Source organism: Pseudomonas sp. GZD-222 (assembly GCF_049310525.1).
Classification (GTDB): domain Bacteria; phylum Pseudomonadota; class Gammaproteobacteria; order Pseudomonadales; family Pseudomonadaceae; genus Aquipseudomonas.
Genome location: NZ_JBMOWO010000075.1, coordinates 1 through 20,412, shown reverse-complemented (window position 1 = coordinate 20,412; position 20,412 = coordinate 1). Strand labels below are relative to the sequence as shown.

Sequence of the window (20,412 nt, the reverse complement as noted above, 5' to 3'; positions counted from 1 at the left end):
ACCAACGCTGTTCGTTTGCTCTTTCTCCCCCCCTCTATGCCTGACCACCCCCCCCCCCCCCCCCCCCCCCCCCCCCGCTCCCACCAGAGACTGTAAAGGTTGGTTGCCCCGCGATCAGGCGCGAACCGAGGCCGGCTTGAGCACCAGCCACAACGCCACGGCAATCAACACACCACCATACAGATGCGCCATCGACAGCGGTTCATCCAGCAGCCAGGCGCCCCAGAGCACCCCGAACGCCGGGATCATGAAGGTCACGGTGCTGGCCTTGACCGGGCCGATTTCGCTCAACAGGCGGAAATAAAGAATGTAGGCAAACGCGGTACACACCAGGCCCAGGCCCAGCAGCGACAGCCACACCTGCCAACCGCCCCAGCTCGCCGGAGGCTGGGTCATCACGCTGTAAGCGAACAGCGGCAACAGCAACAAGGTCGCGCCCATCATGCTGCCCAGCGCCGACAAGCGGCTGTCGAGACCGCCCTGCTGGTCGAGCCAGCGCCGCGCAAGAAAGCCGGCAAAGCCGTAACAGGTGGTCGCCGCCAGACACGACAGGGCGCCTTGCAGCAGTTGCAGGTCAAACGCGACCGGCCCGGCACCGCTGAGAATGCCGACCCCGAACAGACCGAGGAAAATCCCGCAGAGTTTGCTCAGGGTCATCGGCTCACGGAAGAACAGCACGCCGATCAGCACACCCATCAACGGTGTAGTGGCGTTGAAGATCGCCGAGTAACCCGCCGGCAGTACCTGGGCTGCGACTGAGTAAAGGGTGGCGGGTATCCCCGAGTTGATCATGCCCAGCACCAGGCAGGCCTTGAGCTTGCCGTTGAAATCCCAGCGCACCCGCAGCAGGGCGAGAATCACCAGCAGGCCAAGACAGGCGATCGACACCCGAAAGAAGGCGGTGGGCACGGTGCCGAGCACTGGCGCGATGATGCGCATGAACAGAAAGCTGGCCCCCCACACTGCGGCAAGTGTCAATAGACGGGTGATGGCGATGGGGCTCATGGGCTCTCCGGGTCCTTTGGGGCGGGACGCGAGTTTACGTTACATCGCCGGGTCCGCTCTCTCCCTTTCTTGCGCTGAAATTCCCGAGGCGGTGAGTTTGGCCGATACAGCCGTGTCGCCGGGCTTTCCCTGCCACCGGCGACTGGCTAAGCTCAGGCTTCGACATTCCCGTAGAGGTCTGATGTATGCCCCAGCACTGGCCGGCCGCCGATATCGCCCGGATGATCCTCGATGGCTTCGACGATTACCGTGAGCATTTTCGCCAGATCACCATCGGTGCCCGCGCCCGCTTCGAGCAGGCTCAGTGGCAACAGATCCAGAGCGCTTCGGCGGCGCGTATCAACCTCTATGAGGAAAAGGTCAGCGAGGTCAGTACCTGGTTGCATCAGGCGTTCGACGCCGAGGTATTGCTGGAGGTGGGGCAGTGGCCGCTGGTCAAGAGCGCGTATATCGGGCTGATTGATCCGCGTCTGGACGATGAACTGTCGGAGACCTGGTACAACTCGATCTTCTGCAGCCTGTTCAGTCATGATCTGATCAGTGATGGATGCATGTTCATCCATACCACCCGGCCCTCGCTGCGCAGTCACGAGCGCGCGGCGCAAACCCGCACCTATCGGCCACAGGGCGGCCTGGCCAGCGTACTGACGCAAGTCTTCGCGGATTACTGCTTTGACGTGGCCTACGGTGATCTTGCCGGTGACCTGACGCGGCTCGAAGGGCAACTGCGCGAAAACCTGCCGGACTGGGTGTGCAAGGACCCGGCATTGGCCGTGGAACTGTTCACCCCGGTGCTATACCGCAACAAAGGCGCCTACCTGGTCGGGCGCCTGTACACCCAGGATGAGCAGTGGCCATTGGTGATCCCCTTGCTGCACCGCGAAGGGCACGGCATCGAGATCGACGCGCTGATCACCGATGAGGCCGAGGTGTCGATCATCTTTTCCTTCACCCGCTCCTATTTCATGGTCGATGTGCCGGTGCCTGCCGACTTTGTCAGCTTTCTCAAGCGCATCCTGCCGGGCAAGCACATTGCCGAGCTGTACACTTCGATCGGCTTCTACAAGCACGGCAAATCGGAGTTCTACCGCGCCCTGATCAACCACCTGGCCAGCACCGACGACCGTTTCATCATGGCGCCCGGTGTGCGCGGCATGGTCATGAGCGTATTCACCCTGCCGGGCTTCAACACTGTATTCAAGATCATCAAGGACCGTTTCTCGCCGTCCAAGAGCGTCGACCGGGCCACGGTGATCGAAAAGTACCGTCTGGTGAAAAGCGTCGACCGGGTCGGGCGCATGGCCGATACCCAGGAGTTTTCCGACTTCCGTTTCCCGTTGAGCAAGTTTGAACCCGAGTGCCTGGCCGAGCTGCTGGAGGTGGCGCCTTCAACGGTGCAAGTAGAAGGTGACACCGTCTTGGTGCGCCACTGCTGGACCGAACGCCGCATGACCCCGCTCAACCTGTACCTGGAAAACGCCAACGACGCCCAGGTGCGTGAAGCCCTGGAAGACTACGGCCTGGCCATCAAGCAGCTGGCGGCGGCGAATATCTTTCCCGGCGACATGTTGCTGAAAAACTTCGGCGTCACCCGTCATGGCCGGGTGGTGTTCTACGACTACGATGAAATCTGTTTTCTCACCGAGGTCAACTTCCGCTACATCCCGCCACCGCGCTATCCCGAGGACGAGATGTCCGGCGAGCCCTGGTATTCGATCGGCCCGCACGATGTGTTCCCTGAAGAGTTCCCGCCGTTCCTGTTTGCCGACAGCGGCCAGCGTCGGCTGTTCAGCCAGTTGCATGGTGAGCTGTACGATGCCGATTACTGGAAGAGCCTGCAGGAGGCGATTCGCGGCGGTAAGGTGATTGACGTGTTCCCTTACCGGCGCAAGGCACGGGAGTGTTGAAAAAGTATCGCGGGGCTTAACCCTTCATACACTTGAGCTCACTGAAATCCTTACGCACCTGGCTCAGCTTCTGCTCCAGGTGCAGGCGCTGCTGTTCGCTGCTCTGGGCCATCACATCGACCAGCAATCGCCGGGCCGCCTGTTCGGTGCGCTGATAGGCCTGGCGGTACTCCGGGGTCCACAGGCTTTCGCGATTTTTCAGCAGTTGTTCAAGACGTGGCTCGAAACTGGCGCTTTTGCGCAGTTCCATGGCCTCACTGAAGTGTGCCTGCCAGTTGGCCCGGTTGGCGATCCACTGGCGGTTCTGCTCACCCAGGCTTTGTGACCAGGCCATGATCCGCACCTGCTGCTGTGGGCTGAGTTCACCCAGCCAGGGCGTCAGGCGCTTTTCCATGCGCTCGGCACGCGCCTCGATCTGCCGGGCCAGGGGAGTTTTGACGAACCTGGCCTGACGTTCGCGAATATCATCGGTAAAGGCCTGGCGCATTTCACGCACCTGGTCATCGTCCATGGCCCGCAGCAACTGCGCTGCGGAGGGGGTGATCTGGTCCGCGACCTTGGCAATAGCCTGTTTCGCCTCCTGCGTACGTACCTGCAGTTGCTGATCAGTGACCTGGTCGTTGGCGACCATCTGTCGGACTTCATCGATCCAGGTCAGGTACCCCGGCAGTTGCGTGCGGCAATGCCAGGCCAGGTGCTGTTTGAGGCGCTGGTTGAGCCAGGTCTTTTGCTGGCGGTTCATGTCCAGGTAGTCGTTGAGCGACCAGGGCACCAGCACATCGAGGTTGCGGTAGGCCAGATCAATGCGGCTGCAGGCCACGATCAGCAGGGCAGGGACCAGCAGAAGCAGGAAGGGGCGCAGGTACTTGGCCAGACAGGCGGACATGAGCGAGTCCTTGCAGTGGCATGCTTGTCTTTATAGAACAGCATGGCTCATTGCGGTTCCTTTTGCCGGTTGGGTGTAGAATGCCGACCTCGCAAAGAGGATTTCCGGAAATGGCTTTAGTTGGGCGTTACAACAGTTTGCAAATCGTGAAACACACGGACTTCGGCCTGTACCTGGACGGCGGCGCGGATGGCGAAATCCTCCTGCCTAACCGCTATATCCCCAAGGACACGCCCACCGAGGTCGAAGACTGGCTGAACGTCTTCGTCTATCTGGACAGTGAAGACAAGCTGATCGCAACCACCGAAAAGACCAAACTGCAGGTCGGTGAGTTCGCCAGCCTCAAGGTCAAGGAAATCAACAGCATCGGCATCTTCCTCGATTGGGGCCTGCCGAAGGACCTGTTGATGCCGTACTCCGAAGAAAAGCGCCAGATGAAAGCCGGCGAGTATTGCGTGGTGCATGCCTACCTGGACAAGCGCACCCGCCGTATCACCGCCACCGCGCGTCTGGACCGCTATCTGGACAAGGTGCCGGCGACCTACAAGGTTGGCCAGGAAGTTGATTTGCTGGTGGCCGAAGAAACCCCGATGGGCTTCAAGGCAATCATCAACAACAAGCACTGGGGCCTGATCCACAAGAACGAAGTGTTCAAGTTCCTGCGTTCGGGCAAGCAGGAGAAGGGCTACATCAAGGAAATGCGCAGCGACGGCAAGATTGCCCTGAGCCTGCAGCCGATTGGCCAGGACCTGGCCAACAGCCTCAACGACAAGATCCTGGCCAAGCTCAAGGACGCCAATGGCGTGCTGTCGGTCAGCGACAAGAGCGATCCGCAGCTGATCAGCGATCTGTTCGGGGTCAGCAAAGGCAACTTCAAGAAGGCCATCGGTGCCTTGTACAAGGATGGCCGCATCGTCATCCACGCTGACCGCATCGAACTGGTCTGATCAGACCTGCTTGAAGCCTGCAAAGCTCAGGCTTTCACCGCCTGGGCGCAGGTCCTGGAGCATCGAGTCGCGGTCAGCGCTCAGCGCCAGGCTGATGGTGGAGCGCCGCTTGCCGGGGTGGCGCACTTCCATTTTTTCCAGATGGGCTTTCAAGAAGTTCACCGGCACCTTCAAGTGCTGCAGCTCGTCGGTCTCGGGCGTGTGCAGCAGCAGGTTGACCCAGTCAGCCGCCCCTTTGCGCAGCACCAGCTTCACCGGCACATCGAACCACCACAGGCTGCGCTTGGTATCGAGCACGGCGAACAGGGTGTTGTCGCTGGAGAGCACCGGTTTTCCCAGCTCCAGGTTGCGACGGGCGATGGCGGCGGGTTTATCGAGTTTCATGCAGGTTCCTACGGGTGACGCTTGAAAGGTCGGCTATTGTGCTGGCAATGCGGACAAACATAAAGCGGCGAGCGCTGGGGCTGGAACTTTCCTTAGGCTTTGATATCAATTTGATGGCGCATTCAGGTGTCGCCGTCATTAACGATCAACAATGCCAGGGAAGATGATCCATGAAAGTACTGATTGCGCTGCTGCTGATGCTTAGCGGCTATGCGTACGCCGGTTGCGGGAGTATCAGTGACGCCGATCAGCGCAACTATTGCTATGCCAGAGAAGGTGGTAGCGGCTGTGGTTCCATCCGCGACGCCGACCTTCGTAATGCCTGCTATGCCGAAACCAGCGGGGGCAGCTGTGGCTCCATTTCCAACAGCGATCAACGCAACTATTGCTATGCCAGGCAAGGCGGTAGTGGCTGTGGTTCCATTCGCGATTCCGATCTTCGCAATGCCTGCTATGCCGAAACAGGCGGGAGCGGCTGTGGCTCCATTTCCAACAGCGATCAACGCCATTATTGCTATGCCAAGAAAGGCGAGGGCAGTTGCGGGAGCATCAGCGATAGTGACTTGCGCAACCAGTGTTATGCATTGAAACCCTGACAGGCAGGGTTTTCGACTGCTGTTTCGCTGCCGGGAAAATAATTGAAACTCTGCCGACAGGCCACCGGTCCACTGACTGTCAATGCTGACAGCCCGTTTTTCCCCTTCAGGAGAACTTCCATGAGTGGCACCAAAGATAAAATCAAAGGCATGGCCAACGAAGCGGTTGGCAACATCAAGCAAGGTGTAGGCAAAGCAACCGACAACGAACGTCTGCGTGCAGAAGGCGAGCTGCAGGAACGCAAAGGCGAAGCCCAGCAAGTGGTCGGCAAGGTCAAGGATGCAGTGAAAAAGCCTTGATGGCTGTGAGAGAAGTTACACAACGGCTGCCCTGGGTGGCCGTTGTGCTATCTGCAGCAATCAATAGCAATTTTGGGTCGATCGTCGTTTAGACTTCAGTACAGACTTTAGTGTGGAGCCGTAGCCATGGCCCTCGAGCGGCGAAAGGAGACGCTATGATTTTTCCCGACTTGCGCGGCTTGCCGTTGCATCGCGTGCTGGTGCGCACCGTCAAGGAGTTTATCGATGACGAGATGTCTACCTATGCTTCGGCATTGGCCTACCAGATGTTGTTCTCGCTGTTCCCCTTCCTGTTGTTCCTGATCGCCCTGATCGGTTTTTTGCACCTGCCTGATTTTTTCTCCTGGCTGCGCCTGCAGTCGGAACTGGTATTGCCGCCCCAGGCGCTGGAGCAGGTCAACCCGGTGATCGACCAGTTGCAGCAATCCAAGGGTGGTTTGCTCTCGGTGGGTATCGTCATCGCCCTGTGGACCGCGTCTGCTGGCGTGCGCTTGATGATGAGCGCGATGAACGCGGCCTACGATGTAGTCGAAGGCCGTCCGGTGTGGAAGCGTATTCCGTTGTCGGTGATCTACACCGTGGGCATCGCTGGCATGTTGCTGGCCTCGGCAGCGTTGATGGTGCTGGGGCCGCAGGTCATGGAATGGATTGCCTCGCAGATCGGTATGCAGGAGTTTATTGTCACGGTGTGGACGATATTGCGCTGGCCGGCGATCATTATTCTGATGATGATGGCGGTGGCATTGATTTATTACGTGATGCCGGATGTTAAACAGGAATTTCGTTTTATCACCCCAGGCTCGGTGCTGGCTGTGGTGGTGTGGATCATCGCGTCGTTGGGCTTTGGTTATTACGTGAAGACCTTCGCCGACTATAATGCGATGTATGGCAGCATTGGTGCGATCATCGTCTTGCTGCTGTATTTCTATATTTCTGCGGCTGTTTTGTTATTAGGCGCAGAGATGAATGCGGTGATCGAACATATGTCTGCCGAAGGTAAGAATCCGGGAGAAAAAGAAGCAGGTGAAGCGCCCGTGGAACATGATAAAAAGCATGTCTCCGGGTTGGGACGCGATCATTCGCTCGATCACCCGGCCACGCCGGAAGGTGAACCCTTGAGTCGAACATCCCATGATTCGTGACATTCTGAAAATGGGCGATGAGCGCTTGCTGCGCCTCGCTCCACCGGTACCGCAACAACTGATCGGCAGTGCCGAGCTTGAGCAGTTGATTGCCGACATGTTCGAGACCATGCACCACGTCGGTGGTGTCGGCCTGGCCGCGCCGCAGATTGGCGTCGACCTGCAACTGGTGATTTTCGGCTTCGAGCGCAGTGAACGTTATCCGGATGCCGAGCCGGTGCCGCAGACCATTCTGCTCAATCCGCTGATTACGCCCTTGGGTACCGAAGTCGAGGATGGCTGGGAAGGGTGTCTGTCGGTGCCGGGCCTGCGCGGTGTGGTTCCGCGTTTCCGGCGTATCCGCTATGAAGGCATCGATCCGCAAGGGCAGGTGATCGACCGCCTGGCCGAGGGCTTTCATGCGCGGGTGGTGCAGCATGAATGCGATCACCTGATCGGACGGCTGTACCCTTCGCGAATCCATGACTTCAACAAGTTCGGTTATACCGACGTGCTGTTTCCCGGGCTGGACCCAGCCAGCGACGACTGAGCAAGGGTCATGGCCACAAGCGGCTTGCTGCGCTGGTAGCGGGCCAGGCGTTCGCTGAGTACCGCAGGCAGCTCTGGGCAGGGGATGAAGCCTTGCTGCTGATAGAAGGGCACGAGGTCAGGATGGCAGAACAGCCAGGTCTTACCTTCAGTGCTCTTTACGGCTGCCTTGATCAGACCCCGGGCAATCTGCTGCCCTCTCCAGCGTTCAGCCACCCATAGCCCGGTTAACCAATGCCCGCCCGGTACCGGCGTGAGGCACAACGCCGCGACGATTTCCTCCGCCCGGACAACCCAAAGCTGACCTTGAGCGGCCGCACGCATGGACGAACCCTGGTCTTTGTAGAATTTATTCAGCAACGGCCGTTCAGGTTCGGTCAGCAGGCAGTAGCGTATTGAGGTCATGGAAATCTTCCAGCAGCGGCTCTGGTCCGGGCTTTTACACGCAGCGAGGCGGTGTGTCGAGGGTGAAAACCTGGCACTATTGTTACGGATTCGGTAACAGTGAATGTTCGGTTCAGGGATTTAACCGGGTGGGGCAACTTGTAAACTATGTTTGTCCCCACAAAAAAGTAACAGTGGGACCGGTACTTCGTGTTATGTCCTGATGGCTGATGTAACAACTTCTCCGCGCCTCTGCTGGCCAATGAAGTCAATCGATTAGTTTGATTGCTTTGCAGGCTTATTATTATGAAAAGTTTACTGGTACTTGCACTTGTTGGTGTCTCTTCTTTTGCTCTGGCTGATGAAGTTAATGTCGCCAGTGCTCAGCCGGCAGTTGAACAGTACGATTATTCGACCAACCTTGATATTGCCAAGGTGATCAGTTTGTCGACTATTCCCAATGTCTGTGAAGTGGTGCCAGCGACCATGGTCTACGAAGACCATCAAGGTCAGCGTCATACCCTCGAATACCGCGCCATGGGTAATGGTTGCACCAACGGCTGATCAGCCGTGACTCCGATTCACTGGCGCTCGCGCTCCAATAGCTGGCGCTTGCGTTCAACGCCCCAACGGTAACCCGAGAGGTTGCCGTCGCTGCGCACCACCCGGTGGCAGGGGATGGCCACGGCCAGGGCGTTGGCCGCGCAGGCCTGGGCCACAGCGCGTACCGCTTTGGGCGAGCCAATGCGCTGGGCAATGTCGGCATAGCTGGCGGTCGTTCCGGCCGGGATCGTGCGCAAGGCTTGCCACACCCGTTCCTGAAAGGCGGTGCCGCGTAAGTCCAGCGGCAAGTCCAGGCCGATCCCTGGTACTTCGATCAATCCCACCACGCGCGCTACCAGCGTTTCGAATTCGGCATCGCCACCCAGTAAGTTGGCCTTGGGGAATTTGTCCTGCAAGTCTTGCAGCAATGCCTGCGGGTCATCGCCGAGCAGAATCGCGCAGATGCCACGGTCACTTTGCGCCACCAGAATTGCACCCAGAGAGCATTGGCCAATGGCAAAGCGGATCGCGGTGTTAGCGCCGCCATCCCGATACGAGCCCGGGGTCATGCCCAGGCGCGCATTGCTGGTTTCGTAAAAACGGCTGTTGGAATTGAACCCGGCTTCATACAGCGCGTCGGTGATCGTGCTGGCGCACTGCAATTGGCTGCGCACCTTGCTTGCCCGGTGGGCCGAAGCATAGGCCTTGGGTGTTACCCCGGTGATGGCCTTGAATACCCGATGAAAGTGGAAGGGGCTCATGTTCAACTGCTCGGCGAGTTGATTGAGGCTGGGTGCCGACTCGGCGCACTCGATCAATTGGCAGGCACGGGTGACCTGTGCCCGATGCTGTTCAGCCATCAGTGTCTGGTCGGCTACCCGCCGTTTGCTCGGACGGTAGCCTGCGGCCTCGGCTTGCGCAGGGGTGTCGAAGAACTCGACGTTGTCGATACGTGGCAGGCGTGAGGTGCTGCTGGGCCGGCAGTACACACCGGTGGTGCGTACGGCATAGACAAAGTCCCGGTCGGCTGCCGGGTCGCGGGCCAGGATGGCTTGCCAGCGTGGGTCGGATTCGCTGATACGGGGTTTGTCTTGGCGCATGCCGGAAATCTCTTGGTGAGTTATGACGGACTCAGGTTAAAGCGAGCATCGGCGAAGAAAACTCCGGGTCTTGCGTTCAAACTCGTGGGTTCGGCACCCGCCACAGGTACCAGGCGGCAATGGTCCGGTAAGGCCGCCAGGCGTGGCCGAGTTCAATCATCTGGCGGCGGTTGGGCTGCGTATCCAGCCCTTGCAGCCGACGGTAGCCCTCGCGCACGCCAAAGTCGTCGGCGGGCAGGATGTCCATGCGCTCCAGGGTGTAGATCAGCAGCATCTCCACGGTCCAGCGGCCAACCCCACGCAAACTGACCAGGCGCTCGATCAACTGTTCATCGTCCAGTGCCAGCGCTTGCTGATGGTCGGGGACCAGGCCTTCCTGACGCGCTTTGGCGATGCCCTGGATGGTGACCAGTTTACTGCCCGAGAAGCCGCAGGCACGCAGTTGCTCGGGCGGCGTCGCCAGCACCTGTTCCGGGCTGGGAAAATCACTGCCCGGATACAGCGCGAGAAAGCGCCCGAGAATCGCATCGCCCGCCTTTACATGCAGTTGCTGGTAGGCAATGGCTCGCACCAGGGCCTGATACGGATCCCGCTCGGGGCGTGGTTGATGCAGGCACGGACCGATAGCCTGAATATGCGCGGCCCACTGCGGATCAAGCGCGGCGAGAAACTGCTCGGCCTGGCTGAACAAGGTACTCATTGCTTCTCCATGGCTTGGACTATCCGCTCCAGGGCTTGTTTCAATTCTGCGCGGCTGCTGGCGGCAGACAGGCTGATACGAATGGCTGGCAGGTCGCTCTGTTTTACCGCAAAGACTTCGGCCGGGACTACTTCCACAGCATTGGCCCGGCAGCGCTGCACCAGCGTCAGTGCCGGCAGCGGACAGCTTACCCAGATGTGCGGCGACGGCTGTTGACCGTAGAGCCGCTCACTGCCCAGCAGCTTGCGCGCCAGGCGCCAACGTTGTTCGACTTCTTCGCGCTGCCAGGCCAGCCGTCGGCTTGCGGTGCCGTCGCTGATCCAGCGGCAGGCGATCTGCAGGTTCAGCGGCGATACCTGCCAATGGGTTGCCTGGGCGTGGGGGTCGACCTTGGCCAACAGCTGCGGATCCGCGACGATCCAGCCCAGGCGCAAGCCTGCGCCGACGGTCTTCGACAGGCTGGTCACCAGAATGCCTTGCGCGCCCAGCAACGGCCATAAAGGCGCTTGGTCGGTCAGCGCACCATAGACGTCGTCTTCGATCAGCAGCAGGCCGTGGCGATGCACCACATCGGCAACTGCCTGCTGGCGTTCGCGGCTCATGCAGGCACCGGTAGGGTTCTGCAGGCTCGGCGTGAGCACCACCACGCGTGCGCCGGTAGCGCGAGCGACGCGATCGAGGTCGTCGGGGAGGATACCTTGCTGGTCCTGGGCAATACCGTGCAGGGGCAGACGCAACTGGCGGCAGGCGGCCTTGATGCCGGGCGCCGTCAGGCTTTCGACCAGTACCGGCTCGCCTGCCTGGCACAGCGACAACAGCAGACTGAACAGGCCTTGCTGGGCACCGCCGCACAACAGCACCTGGCTGGCACTCACGCGCAGGCCGCGATTGGCCAGCCAGGCGGCGCCTTGCAAACGGGCCAGTAACAACGCATCGGCACTCAGGTAGTGCTCCAGGCTGCGTACTTCGCCCTCCTGCAACAGGGCCTGCAATGTACGTTCAATGTCCTGGTTGTCGGGATCGATCACCGGCACGTTGGTCGACACGTCGATCAGGCGGGTCTGCAGGTTCTTCTGTTTCAGTTGGAACAGCGTGGCCTCTTTGCTGCCGGCCAGCACGTAGGTGCCGCGGCCCACTTCACCACTGACAAGATGCCGGGCTGCCGCCTCCCGGTAGGCTTGCTGGGTAGTGCTGGGATTGAGTCCCAGGGCCCAGGCCAGCCGGCGCTGCGGTGGCAGGCGAGCACCGATCTGCAGCTCGCCACGCTCGATGGCTTCGGCAATGGCATCGACCAGCGCCAGGTAGCGGGGTTGTCCGGTTTCGGGGAGGGTAGGGGTCCACATTTATTGTTGGCCATGCAATATAAGGTTTTACCCATACAATGGCCCGGCGCTAGGATCAGGTCAAACCCACTGCTGCCGAGGTGTTCCATGTTCGACCTGACTGCCCTGCGTGAAGCTGCTCGTCTGGTGCATGCCAGCGTGCCCGCCACCGCACAATATGCCTGGCCACGCCTCGCCGAGCGGCTCGGGTGTGAAGTCTGGGTCAAGCATGAGAACCACGCACCGACCGGCGCGTTCAAGGTGCGCGGCGGTTTGCTTTATGTGCAGTGGTTGCTGGCGCAACAGCCGCAGGTCCGTGGCCTGGTCACCGCCACGCGTGGCAACCACGGGCAGAGTATGGCCCTGGCGGCGCGCACGGCCGGGCTGCCGATCATCATCGTCGTGCCGCAAGGCAACTCGTTGGAGAAGAACGCGGCGATGCGCGCCCAAGGCGCGGAGTTGATCGAGTACGGTGCCGATTTCGATCAGGCCCGTGAAGAGGCCGCGCGTCAGGCACAGTTGCATGGTTATGAAATGGTCCCGTCATTTCACCCGCAACTGGTTCGCGGGGTCGCCACTTATGCGCTGGAGCTGTTCGACGCGGTTGCCGATCTGGATTGCGTGTATGTGCCGATCGGCATGGGCTCGGGCATCTGCGGGCTGATCCAGGCCCGTAATCTGCTGGGCCTGCGCACCGAGATCGTTGGCGTGGTGTCCAGCGCCGCCGATGCCTTTGCCTTGAGCTTCGAGCAAGGCCGCATCGTCACCACTGCCACGGCCAATACCTTTGCCGACGGCATGGCGTGCCGCATGCCGGTGCCGGAAGCTTTTGACATCATCCACCAGCATGCGGCGCGGATCGTTCGGGTCAGCGACGAAGAGATTGCCCACGCCATGCGCATCTTTCACGAAGATACCCATAACACGGCCGAAGGGGCGGGCGCGGCGGGGCTGGCTGCACTGATTCAGGAGCGTGAGCGGCAGCGTGGGCGCAAAGTGGCGGTGGTACTCAGCGGCGCTAATATCGACCGGGGGCGGTATGCACAGGTGTTGGCGGGCTGAGTCAAAGGGCAATTTCTTCCAATACAGCTGCGATAAATCCCGCTTTAATAGCGCCTGCCTTCAACGCTGTTTACGGAATGCTTTATGCCTTTTTCCAATGGATTTCTCCTCAGTCTTTCCCTGTGTCTGGATATCGGCATTGCCAATATCGCGATGATTACCCTGGCCATGCAGCGTGGTTTTTTCCAGGGCTTCTGGCTGGGCCTGGGAACCTGCGTTGGTGATCTTGTGTACGCGGTGGCGGCCCTGGCCGGGATGACCGTGTTGTTGCAGTTCGAGACAGTGCGTTGGGTGTTGTGGCTGGGGGGCTCGCTGCTGCTGGTGTGGTTTGCGGTAAAGATGCTGTTGGCGGCCTGGCGCGGCGACGGGCAGGTGCAGGCGGGTGAGGTGGTGGTGGAGTCGGCCTGGCGCGAGTTCCTGCGCGGGATCTTCCTGGCCATGTCCTCTCCCAGTGCAATCCTCTGGTTCGCGGCGGTGGGTGGCGTGCTGATCTCACGCTCCGGCGGCGGTAGCCTGGTTGAAGCCGGTCTGTTTCTTTCCGGCTTCTTTGCCGCAGGGCTGCTCTGGTGCCTGTCGCTGTGCATGATCGCCAGCCACGGCGGACGGTTGCTGGGGGATCGGCTGCTGACCTGGTCCTACCTGCTGTCCGCAGCGATTTTCTGCTACTTCGCGGTCTATGTGATTGTCTCCGGCTACCGTGAATTCATCCTGGCCGTGCCAGCGGCCACAGCGGGTCTATAATCAGTCGGGGTGCCCATATGCAGGCACCGTCAGGCCGGAGGATCTTCGAGATGAAAGGTCTTGATGCGAAAAAAATGGCCAAGAAAAAACCCCTGAAAAGCGCTGAAGAAAAGCGTGCGGCGAAACGCGCGAAACGCTCGGCAGGTAGTGGTTTCCTTCCATAGTTTGCTCAGGAGCCCCGTAAGGGGCTCCTTTTTATTGGTTCAATAAGGCAAAGGATATGTCCAATTCGACTCACGATTCAGTCCAACCAGTGCGCTTCGAGCAGGCTGGTCCCCTCACCATCGCCGGTATCGGCGGACGCTTCACGCAGTCCACCATCAGTCAGATTCCCGAGCTGTGGCAGCGCTTCGAACCTCACATCGGTCGGATGCCCGGGCAAACCGGGGAGCATACCTACGGGGTGTGCTGCAACGCCGACGGTAAAGGCAGTTTCGATTACATCGCCGGGGTTCAAGTGGTGAGCGTCGAGGGGCTGCCAGCCGAGTTCCAGCAGGTCGAACTCAAACCCCAGCGCTACGCCGTGTTCGAGCATCACGGCAGCCTCGATAACCTCAAGGCCACGTTCCAGGCCATCTGGAACCAGTGGCTACCTGCCTCGGGTGAGCAAGCTGCGCCGGCGCCGGAGTTCGAGCGCTATGGCAAGGATTTCGATCCTTTTGACAGCCACAGCGTGATGGAAATTTGGCTGCCGCTGGCGCCGCGTTAAGCGCTTGTATGCCTGGCCGGATAATTTTCCGAGCAGCTGTCGATTCCTCGATCCGCCATTCGACCATCTGTGAACGCGCCGATTCGCTCGGCGCCTGGCACTTGTCGAACCACAGAGGACACGACCATGAGCAACGCCGCCGAAAACGAAATCCGCCAACTCATCGAGCGCTGGATTCCAGCCGTCCGGGCTCGGGACATCCCCGCCATCACCGCACCTTACGCCGACGACATCCTTGCCTTCGACGCCATTAAAGAATTGCAGTTCAAGGGTAAGGCCGCCTATCAGGCCCACTGGCAAGCCTGCATGGAGCATTGCCCCGGTGAGATGGTCTTCGAGATGGAGCAGTTGCAGATTCATGCCACGCCGGATCTGGCGCTGGCCCACTGGCTCAATCGCTGCGGTCCGCCCATCGAAGCGGGTGGTGAGGATAAAAGCTGTTACATGCGCGTCACCGCTGGCTACAAGCGCATCGATGGGCAGTGGAAAGTGATTCATGAGCATTGGTCGGCGCCATTCGACATGGAAACCGGTGCCGCCCTGTTCTCGCTCAAGCCTTGAGCTGAGAGCGTCGAGGATTATGCCGAATTGCACTGTGCATCTGCGCTGGAGATGACGATGAAATACCTTTGCCTGGTCTATTGTGAAGAAAGTCTGTTGCACAGCTTGCCCGACAGCCCTGCGGATGCCGAGTGCATGGCCTATGCCGAATCGATCCAGGGCAGCGGCCGGATGCTTGCCGCCGAGGCGCTCAAGCCGGTGCAGACCGCCACCACGGTTCGCGTTCGTGGTGGCCACATGAGCCTCACCGATGGGCCTTTTGCCGAGACCAAGGAACAGCTGGCCGGCTTCTATCTGGTCGACGCCCGCGACCTGAACGAAGCCTTGAATATTGCCAAGGGGATACCTGCCGCCCGGGTTGGCAGTGTCGAGGTGAGGCCGATCCGCGAGCTCCAACCCTGATACGAAGGAGAACAATAAGATGAGCCTTCACCCCCCCACGCAAACACAGCACGAGCTGTCTCTGACCCGGCTGATCGATGCACCGCGCAAAAAAGTGTTTCAGGCCTGGACCGAGCCTGATCTGCTTGCGCAGTGGTGGGGACCGAACGGTATGACCACGCCCTTGTGCGAAATGCAGTTATGGGTGGGCGGCTTGTTTCGCACGGTGATGCGTGCGCCCGACGGCACCGAGTACCCCAACCAGGGCGTGTTCCTGGAGATTGTTGCCCCTGAGCGGATTGTTTTTACCGATGCCTTCGGGCCCGGTTGGCTGCCATCGAACAAGGCGTTCATGACCGTGGTAGTGACCTTCGAAGATGTTCAGGGCAAGACTCAGTACACAGCACGCGCCTTGCACTGGAATGCCGCCGATTGCCTGGCCCATGAGGAAATGGGTTTTCACCGTGGTTGGGGTGAAAGCCTGGACCGCCTGGTGGCACTGGTAACCACCCAGATGCCGGGCTGATGGCAACGCTGGCTCAGGTGCGGGCCGAGGTCGAGTCGGCCTACACGCGTGAGTCGCGGCGGATCCTGGCGACGCTGATTCGCTTGCTGGGTGATTTCGACCTGGCCGAGGAGGCCTTGCACGAAGCGTTTTTCGTCGCCGTCGAACGTTGGCAGCGCGATGGCATTCCTGCCAATCCACGGGCCTGGCTGGTCTCCACCGGGCGTTTCAAGGCCATCGACGGCTTGCGTCGACGCGCCCGTTTCGACCGCTCCCAGGCGCAGTTGATAATGGCGCTGGAGGCCCAGCAGGAGGATGAGGTGAACGATGAGGAGCTGGAAGATGACCGTCTGCGACTGATCTTCACCTGTTGTCACCCGGCGCTGGCCGCCGATGCCCAGGTGCCGCTGACCTTGCGCGAAGTCTGCGACCTGACCACCGAGGAAATCGCCCGGGCCTTTTTGCAGCAACCTGCGACCATTGCTCAGCGTATCGTGCGGGCCAAGGCGAAGATCCGTGATGCGCAGATTCCCTATCAGGTACCTTCACTGGCCGAGTTGCCCGAGCGCCTGGACAGTGTCCTGCGGGTCATTTACCTGGTGTTCAACGAGGGCTATTCGGCGTCATCCGGTGATCAACTGATGCGCCACGACCTTAGCGATGAGGCGATCCGCCTGGGACGGCTGTTGCAGCAGTTGCTGCCGGACCCGGAGGTGCTGGGTTTGCTGGCCTTGATGCTGTTGCAGGCCTCGCGACAGGCAGCGCGTAGCGACGAAAATGGCGAGTTGATCCTGCTGGATGAACAGGACCGCAGTTTGTGGAATCGCGCGTTGATTGCCGAGGGGTCGCAGTTGGTGCAGCAGGCGCTGCGCAGTCAGCAGTTCGGGGTGTACAGCTTGCAGGCTGCCATCGCCGCGGTGCATGCCGAGGCGGCCAGTGCGGAGGAAACCGACTGGGAAGAAATCGTTGGATTGTACGATGTATTGCTGCGCGGCTGGCCGTCACCTGTGGTCGAGCTCAATCGCGCCGCAGCCCTGGCACGTCGTGATGGGCCTCAAGCTGGACTGCTGGCGGTAGAAGCGATTCTGGCGCGTGGCCAGTTACACGACTATCACTTGGCCCATGCCGCTCGCGCCGAGCTTTGTCGGCAGTTGGGGCGGCGGGATCAGGCGCGCGATGCGTACCGCACTGCGCTGGGCCTGACCCAGCAGGGGGCCGAACGGCGCTTTATCGAGCGCCGCCTCAGCGAGCTGTGAACTTCAGCCGATGGTGATCGGTGGCGGGCTGACCAGCTCGACGGTCTGCTGTTTGCGCGGGGCGAGGATCTCGGCCACGCCATCGACGACCAGCTCATCGTTCTGGTTGAACACGCGGGTGGCGATGCGCACCTTGAATTTTGGCAGCTTTTCGAGGATTTCCAGGCGCACGGTCAGGGTGTCACCGAATTTGACCGGCTTCTGGAAGCTCATGGTCTGCCCCAGGTAGATGGTGCCCGGGCCAGGCAGTTCGCAAGCGACCGCAGCGCTAATCAGTGCACCACTGAACATGCCGTGAGCGATACGCTCCTTGAACATGCTCTTGGCGGCGAACTCGGCATCCAGGTGCACGGGGTTGTGGTCACCGGACATGGCAGCGAACAGCTGGATGTCACGTTCTTCGACGGTCTTGCTGAAACTGGCGGTCTGACCGACTTCAAGGGCTTCGTAAGGCGTGTTGGTGACCTGGGTCATCGATTCGGTTCCTGCTAGGGGCACGGGGGCGGCCGTCATTCGCTGCGGGCAGGGCGGCCAAGGGCCAAGGCCTGTTCCAGCCAGTCGATCACTGCGGCCGTGACCTCGTCACGGTTGGTTTCATTGAGCAGTTCATGTCGCGCTTTGGGGTACAGCTGCAACTGCACATGCTGGTTGCCAGCCAGGCGCAAGGCACCGGCCAGATCCTTGAGACGCTTGCCGGCACTGACCGGATCACATTCACCGCCCATGACCAGGATCGGCAGGTTCGGATCGATCTGTTTGAGGTTGGCCGGCAGGCTGATTTGCTCCAGGCCCATCAGCAGGTCGATCCACAAACGGTTGCTGCAGCGAAAGCCGCACAGCGGGTCGGCCACATAACGGTCGACTTCGGCAGTGTCGCGGCTGAGCCAGTCGAAGGGCGTGCGAGTGGGTTTGAACGCCTTGTTGAATGAGCCAAAGGACAACCACTCGATCAGCGCACTGTGACCCAGCGGGCCCTGGCGCCAGGCCTCGATGCGGGCAATTACGCACGCCGTGCGGTACAGCGCCGGTGGCTGGAAGTTCGAACCGCTGAGGATTGCCCCTTGCAGGCTGGCGCCGTGGTGCATCAGGTAAGCCTGGGCAATGTAGCTGCCCATACTGTGGCCGAAGAGGAACACCGGGGTGCCGGGAAATTGCTGGCCAATGTGTTGGCTGAGCAGTCCCAGGTCGTTGACCACCGCGTTCCAGCCATTGTGGCGGGCGAACAGGCCCAGGGTGCCGAGTTCGGCGGTCCGGCCATGACCGCGCTGGTCATGGGCAATCAAGGCAAAGCCGGCTGCACTCAAAGCCTGACCCAGACGTTGATAGCGTCCGGCATGTTCGGCCATGCCATGGGCCAGCAGCACCACCGCCTTGATCGGGGTGTCGGGCAGCCATTGGTAGACGTAAAGGCTGCAATGATCGCTGGCCGGTAGCCAGAACGCATCGTGGTGCATGGCGAGTCCTTGTGCGCACAGAGGGTGATTCAGCTGAGTGTATAACCCAAGCGTGCAATCGCAGGGCAGCGACAAACAAGATTCACAATGTAAATGACAGCGCTTGGCGTATTTGCCACCTGCGGCATACCTGCTAACGTCGGCACAGCACCTTCTTTGCCAAGCAGGCGAGAGGGCAGGAACGGCTCAGGTATGAGGACAAGAATAAATGCAGGCTGATTTCTGGAATGACAAGCGCCCCGCAGGCGTTCCATCGAACATTGACATGAATGCTTACAAGTCTGTGGTCGAAGTGTTCGAACGCTCCTGCAAGAAGTTTGCTGACCGCCCGGCGTTCAGCAATCTCGGCGTGACAATGACGTACGCTGAGCTGGAACGTCACTCGGCGGCCTTTGCCGCCTATCTGCAGCAGCACACCGATCTGGTGCCCGGCGACCGCATCGCGGTGCAGATGCCCAATGTGCTGCAGTATCCGATTGCGGTGTTCGGCGCCTTGCGTGCCGGGCTGATCGTGGTCAACACCAACCCGCTGTATACCGCTCGCGAGATGCGTCACCAGTTCAAGGACTCCGGTGCCCGCGCGCTGGTCTACCTGAACATGTTCGGCAAGCTGGTGCAGGAAGTACTGCCCGATACCGGCATCGAGTTCCTCATTGAAGCGAAGATGGGCGACATGCTGCCGGCGGCCAAGGGCTGGCTGGTCAACACCATTGTCGCCAAGGTCAAGAAGATGGTGCCGGACTACCACCTGCCCCAGGCCGTGCCGTTCAAGAGCGCACTGAGCCAGGGGCGTGGCGTGGTACCCAAACAGGTAGCCCTGAGCCTCGACGATATCGCCGTGCTGCAATACACCGGGGGCACCACTGGCCTGGCCAAGGGCGCGATGCTGACCCACGGCAACCTGGTCGCCAACATGCTTCAGGTGCTCGCATGCTTCTCCCAGCACGGTGACGATGGCCAGCGCCTGATCAAGGAAGGCCAGGAGGTGATGATCGCGCCGCTGCCGCTCTACCATATCTATGCGTTCACCGCGAACTGCATGTGCATGATGGTGACCGGCAACCACAACGTGCTGATCACCAACCCGCGCGATATCCCAGGCTTTATCAAAGAGCTGAAAAAGTGGAAGTTTTCCGCGCTGCTTGGTCTTAATACCTTGTTCGTGGCGCTGATGAATCATCCGGAATTCAAGAACCTGGATTTCTCCGCCCTGAAAGTCACCAACTCCGGCGGTACCGCCTTGGTCAAGGCCACTGCCGAACGTTGGGAAAGCCTGACGGGCTGTCGTATTGTCGAAGGGTATGGCTTGACCGAAACCTCGCCGGTGGCCAGTACCAACCCCTACGGCCAGCTCGCACGCCTGGGCACTGTCGGTATTCCGGTGCCGGGTACCGCGTTCAAAGTCATCGACGATGCAGGCAACGAGCAACCGATGGGTGAGCGCGGAGAGTTGTGCATCAAGGGCCCGCAAGTGATGAAGGGCTACTGGCAGCATCCTGAGGCGACCGCCGAGGCGCTGGACAGCGAGGGCTGGTTCAAGACCGGTGACATTGCCGTGATCGATCCGGATGGCTTTACCCGGATTGTCGATCGCAAGAAGGACATGATCATTGTGTCGGGTTTCAACGTGTACCCGAACGAGATCGAAGAGGTGGTCATGAGCCATCCGCAGGTCGCCAACTGCGCAGTGATCGGTATCCCTGACGAGCGCTCCGGCGAAGCCGTGAAGCTGTTCGTGGTGGCGCGTGAGGGGGGCGTCACGCTTGAAGAGCTCAAGGCCTACTGCAAGGCCAACTTCACCGCTTACAAAGTACCCAAGCACATTGTCTTGCGCGATTCGTTGCCGATGACGGCGGTCGGCAAGATCCTGCGCCGGGAGCTGCGTGATATCGCCTGACGTCCAGGGTAGGCGTGGGCTTCTGTGGGAGCGGGCTTGGGGGGGGGGGGGGGGGGGGGGGCGGGGGAGCGGTTGGGGGGAGGGCAGCACGACTTCATGCCA

24 protein-coding genes are annotated in these 20,412 nt (G+C 60.4%); 15 read left to right on the top strand and 9 right to left on the bottom strand.

Features of this window, described 5'->3' with window-relative positions; genetic code table 11:
• Window positions 1-114: 114 nt before the first annotated feature.
• On the bottom strand, window positions 115-1,005 hold the full coding sequence (locus tag ACO6VD_RS14295; protein ID WP_422419913.1) for a DMT family transporter: 891 nt from the start codon (window positions 1,003-1,005) through the stop codon (window positions 115-117).
• 185 nt (window positions 1,006-1,190) lie between these two features.
• Here ACO6VD_RS14295 and aceK point away from each other — a divergent pair, with 185 nt between their 5' ends.
• Entirely contained in the window at window positions 1,191-2,912 is a 1,722-nt protein-coding gene (gene aceK, locus ACO6VD_RS14290; RefSeq protein ID WP_422419911.1) for a bifunctional isocitrate dehydrogenase kinase/phosphatase, read from the top strand.
• 16 nt (window positions 2,913-2,928) lie between these two features.
• Here the strand turns inward: aceK and ACO6VD_RS14285 are convergent, their stop codons facing one another.
• Complete coding sequence (locus tag ACO6VD_RS14285; protein ID WP_422419909.1) at window positions 2,929-3,798, bottom strand: DUF6279 family lipoprotein; 870 nt, start codon at window positions 3,796-3,798, stop codon at window positions 2,929-2,931.
• A 110-nt stretch (window positions 3,799-3,908) separates the two neighbouring features.
• Here ACO6VD_RS14285 and ACO6VD_RS14280 point away from each other — a divergent pair, with 110 nt between their 5' ends.
• The gene (locus ACO6VD_RS14280) at window positions 3,909-4,745 is read left to right on the top strand and encodes a S1 RNA-binding domain-containing protein (RefSeq protein WP_422419908.1); all 837 of its coding nucleotides are present in this window, start codon (window positions 3,909-3,911) and stop codon (window positions 4,743-4,745) included.
• Here ACO6VD_RS14280 and ACO6VD_RS14275 read toward each other — a convergent pair whose 3' ends face one another.
• A complete protein-coding gene (locus ACO6VD_RS14275; protein ID WP_422419907.1) occupies window positions 4,746-5,129 on the bottom strand; it encodes a hypothetical protein in 384 nt (127 codons plus the stop codon).
• A gap of 170 nt (window positions 5,130-5,299) precedes the next feature.
• Here ACO6VD_RS14275 and ACO6VD_RS14270 point away from each other — a divergent pair, with 170 nt between their 5' ends.
• From ACO6VD_RS14270 to def, 4 genes are all read left to right on the top strand, one after another.
• Window positions 5,300-5,725 carry a hypothetical protein gene (locus ACO6VD_RS14270; protein WP_422419905.1) on the top strand — a complete coding sequence of 142 codons (426 nt, stop codon included), beginning with the start codon at window positions 5,300-5,302 and terminating at the stop codon, window positions 5,723-5,725.
• Between the two features lie 120 nt (window positions 5,726-5,845).
• A complete protein-coding gene (locus tag ACO6VD_RS14265; RefSeq protein WP_422419904.1) occupies window positions 5,846-6,025 on the top strand; it encodes a CsbD family protein in 180 nt (59 codons plus the stop codon).
• Between the two features lie 155 nt (window positions 6,026-6,180).
• The gene (locus ACO6VD_RS14260) at window positions 6,181-7,167 is read left to right on the top strand and encodes a YihY/virulence factor BrkB family protein (protein WP_422419902.1); all 987 of its coding nucleotides are present in this window, start codon (window positions 6,181-6,183) and stop codon (window positions 7,165-7,167) included.
• Window positions 7,157-7,696: a peptide deformylase gene (gene def / locus ACO6VD_RS14255; RefSeq protein WP_400172481.1), complete on the top strand. Its 540-nt coding sequence runs from the start codon at window positions 7,157-7,159 to the stop codon at window positions 7,694-7,696. Before ACO6VD_RS14260 ends, def begins: the two co-directional genes overlap by 11 nt.
• On the opposite strand, the gene ACO6VD_RS14250 is transcribed toward def, so the two are convergent.
• Window positions 7,648-8,100 carry a GNAT family N-acetyltransferase gene (locus tag ACO6VD_RS14250; RefSeq protein ID WP_422419901.1) on the bottom strand — a complete coding sequence of 151 codons (453 nt, stop codon included), beginning with the start codon at window positions 8,098-8,100 and terminating at the stop codon, window positions 7,648-7,650. The genes def and ACO6VD_RS14250 overlap by 49 nt on opposite strands.
• A 285-nt stretch (window positions 8,101-8,385) precedes the next feature.
• On the opposite strand from ACO6VD_RS14250, the gene ACO6VD_RS14245 reads away from it, so the two are divergent.
• Window positions 8,386-8,643: a DUF2790 domain-containing protein gene (locus tag ACO6VD_RS14245; protein WP_422419900.1), complete on the top strand. Its 258-nt coding sequence runs from the start codon at window positions 8,386-8,388 to the stop codon at window positions 8,641-8,643.
• Between the two features lie 17 nt (window positions 8,644-8,660).
• Here the strand turns inward: ACO6VD_RS14245 and ada are convergent, their stop codons facing one another.
• The 3 genes from ada to ACO6VD_RS14230 form a co-directional block, all read right to left on the bottom strand.
• Window positions 8,661-9,722: a bifunctional DNA-binding transcriptional regulator/O6-methylguanine-DNA methyltransferase Ada gene (gene ada / locus ACO6VD_RS14240; protein WP_422419899.1), complete on the bottom strand. Its 1,062-nt coding sequence runs from the start codon at window positions 9,720-9,722 to the stop codon at window positions 8,661-8,663.
• Window positions 9,723-9,798: 76 nt separating this feature from the next.
• The gene (locus ACO6VD_RS14235) at window positions 9,799-10,422 is read right to left on the bottom strand and encodes a DNA-3-methyladenine glycosylase family protein (protein WP_422419898.1); all 624 of its coding nucleotides are present in this window, start codon (window positions 10,420-10,422) and stop codon (window positions 9,799-9,801) included.
• A complete protein-coding gene (locus ACO6VD_RS14230) occupies window positions 10,419-11,765 on the bottom strand; it encodes a PLP-dependent aminotransferase family protein (protein WP_422419896.1) in 1,347 nt (448 codons plus the stop codon). The genes ACO6VD_RS14235 and ACO6VD_RS14230 overlap by 4 nt, the downstream gene beginning before the upstream one ends.
• 87 nt (window positions 11,766-11,852) lie before the next feature.
• Here ACO6VD_RS14230 and ACO6VD_RS14225 point away from each other — a divergent pair, with 87 nt between their 5' ends.
• From ACO6VD_RS14225 to ACO6VD_RS14195, 7 genes are all read left to right on the top strand, one after another.
• Complete coding sequence (locus ACO6VD_RS14225; RefSeq protein ID WP_422419894.1) at window positions 11,853-12,806, top strand: threonine dehydratase; 954 nt, start codon at window positions 11,853-11,855, stop codon at window positions 12,804-12,806.
• Window positions 12,807-12,890: 84 nt separating this feature from the next.
• Complete coding sequence (locus ACO6VD_RS14220; protein WP_422419892.1) at window positions 12,891-13,547, top strand: LysE family translocator; 657 nt, start codon at window positions 12,891-12,893, stop codon at window positions 13,545-13,547.
• Between the two features lie 220 nt (window positions 13,548-13,767).
• A complete protein-coding gene (locus tag ACO6VD_RS14215; RefSeq protein ID WP_422419891.1) occupies window positions 13,768-14,256 on the top strand; it encodes a GyrI-like domain-containing protein in 489 nt (162 codons plus the stop codon).
• Between the two features lie 126 nt (window positions 14,257-14,382).
• Window positions 14,383-14,817 carry a YybH family protein gene (locus ACO6VD_RS14210; protein ID WP_422419890.1) on the top strand — a complete coding sequence of 145 codons (435 nt, stop codon included), beginning with the start codon at window positions 14,383-14,385 and terminating at the stop codon, window positions 14,815-14,817.
• A 57-nt stretch (window positions 14,818-14,874) separates the two neighbouring features.
• A complete protein-coding gene (locus ACO6VD_RS14205) occupies window positions 14,875-15,219 on the top strand; it encodes a YciI family protein (protein ID WP_274296831.1) in 345 nt (114 codons plus the stop codon).
• A 19-nt stretch (window positions 15,220-15,238) separates the two neighbouring features.
• Window positions 15,239-15,724, top strand: coding sequence for an SRPBCC family protein (locus ACO6VD_RS14200; protein ID WP_422419889.1), 486 nt, complete (start codon window positions 15,239-15,241; stop codon window positions 15,722-15,724).
• Window positions 15,724-16,959 (top strand): RNA polymerase sigma factor, encoded by a 1,236-nt coding sequence (locus ACO6VD_RS14195; protein ID WP_422419888.1) that lies wholly within the window; start codon window positions 15,724-15,726, stop codon window positions 16,957-16,959. Before ACO6VD_RS14200 ends, ACO6VD_RS14195 begins: the two co-directional genes overlap by 1 nt.
• A gap of 3 nt (window positions 16,960-16,962) precedes the next feature.
• Here ACO6VD_RS14195 and ACO6VD_RS14190 read toward each other — a convergent pair whose 3' ends face one another.
• Together ACO6VD_RS14190 and ACO6VD_RS14185 are read right to left on the bottom strand one after the other, a co-directional pair.
• On the bottom strand, window positions 16,963-17,433 hold the full coding sequence (locus ACO6VD_RS14190; protein ID WP_422419887.1) for a MaoC family dehydratase: 471 nt from the start codon (window positions 17,431-17,433) through the stop codon (window positions 16,963-16,965).
• Between the two features lie 35 nt (window positions 17,434-17,468).
• Entirely contained in the window at window positions 17,469-18,413 is a 945-nt protein-coding gene (locus tag ACO6VD_RS14185) for an alpha/beta hydrolase (RefSeq protein WP_422419886.1), read from the bottom strand.
• Between the two features lie 208 nt (window positions 18,414-18,621).
• Between ACO6VD_RS14185 and fadD2 the strand changes: the two genes are divergently transcribed.
• Window positions 18,622-20,310, top strand: coding sequence for a long-chain-fatty-acid--CoA ligase FadD2 (gene fadD2 / locus ACO6VD_RS14180; protein WP_422419885.1), 1,689 nt, complete (start codon window positions 18,622-18,624; stop codon window positions 20,308-20,310).
• The last annotated feature ends 102 nt before the right edge of the window (window positions 20,311-20,412 follow it).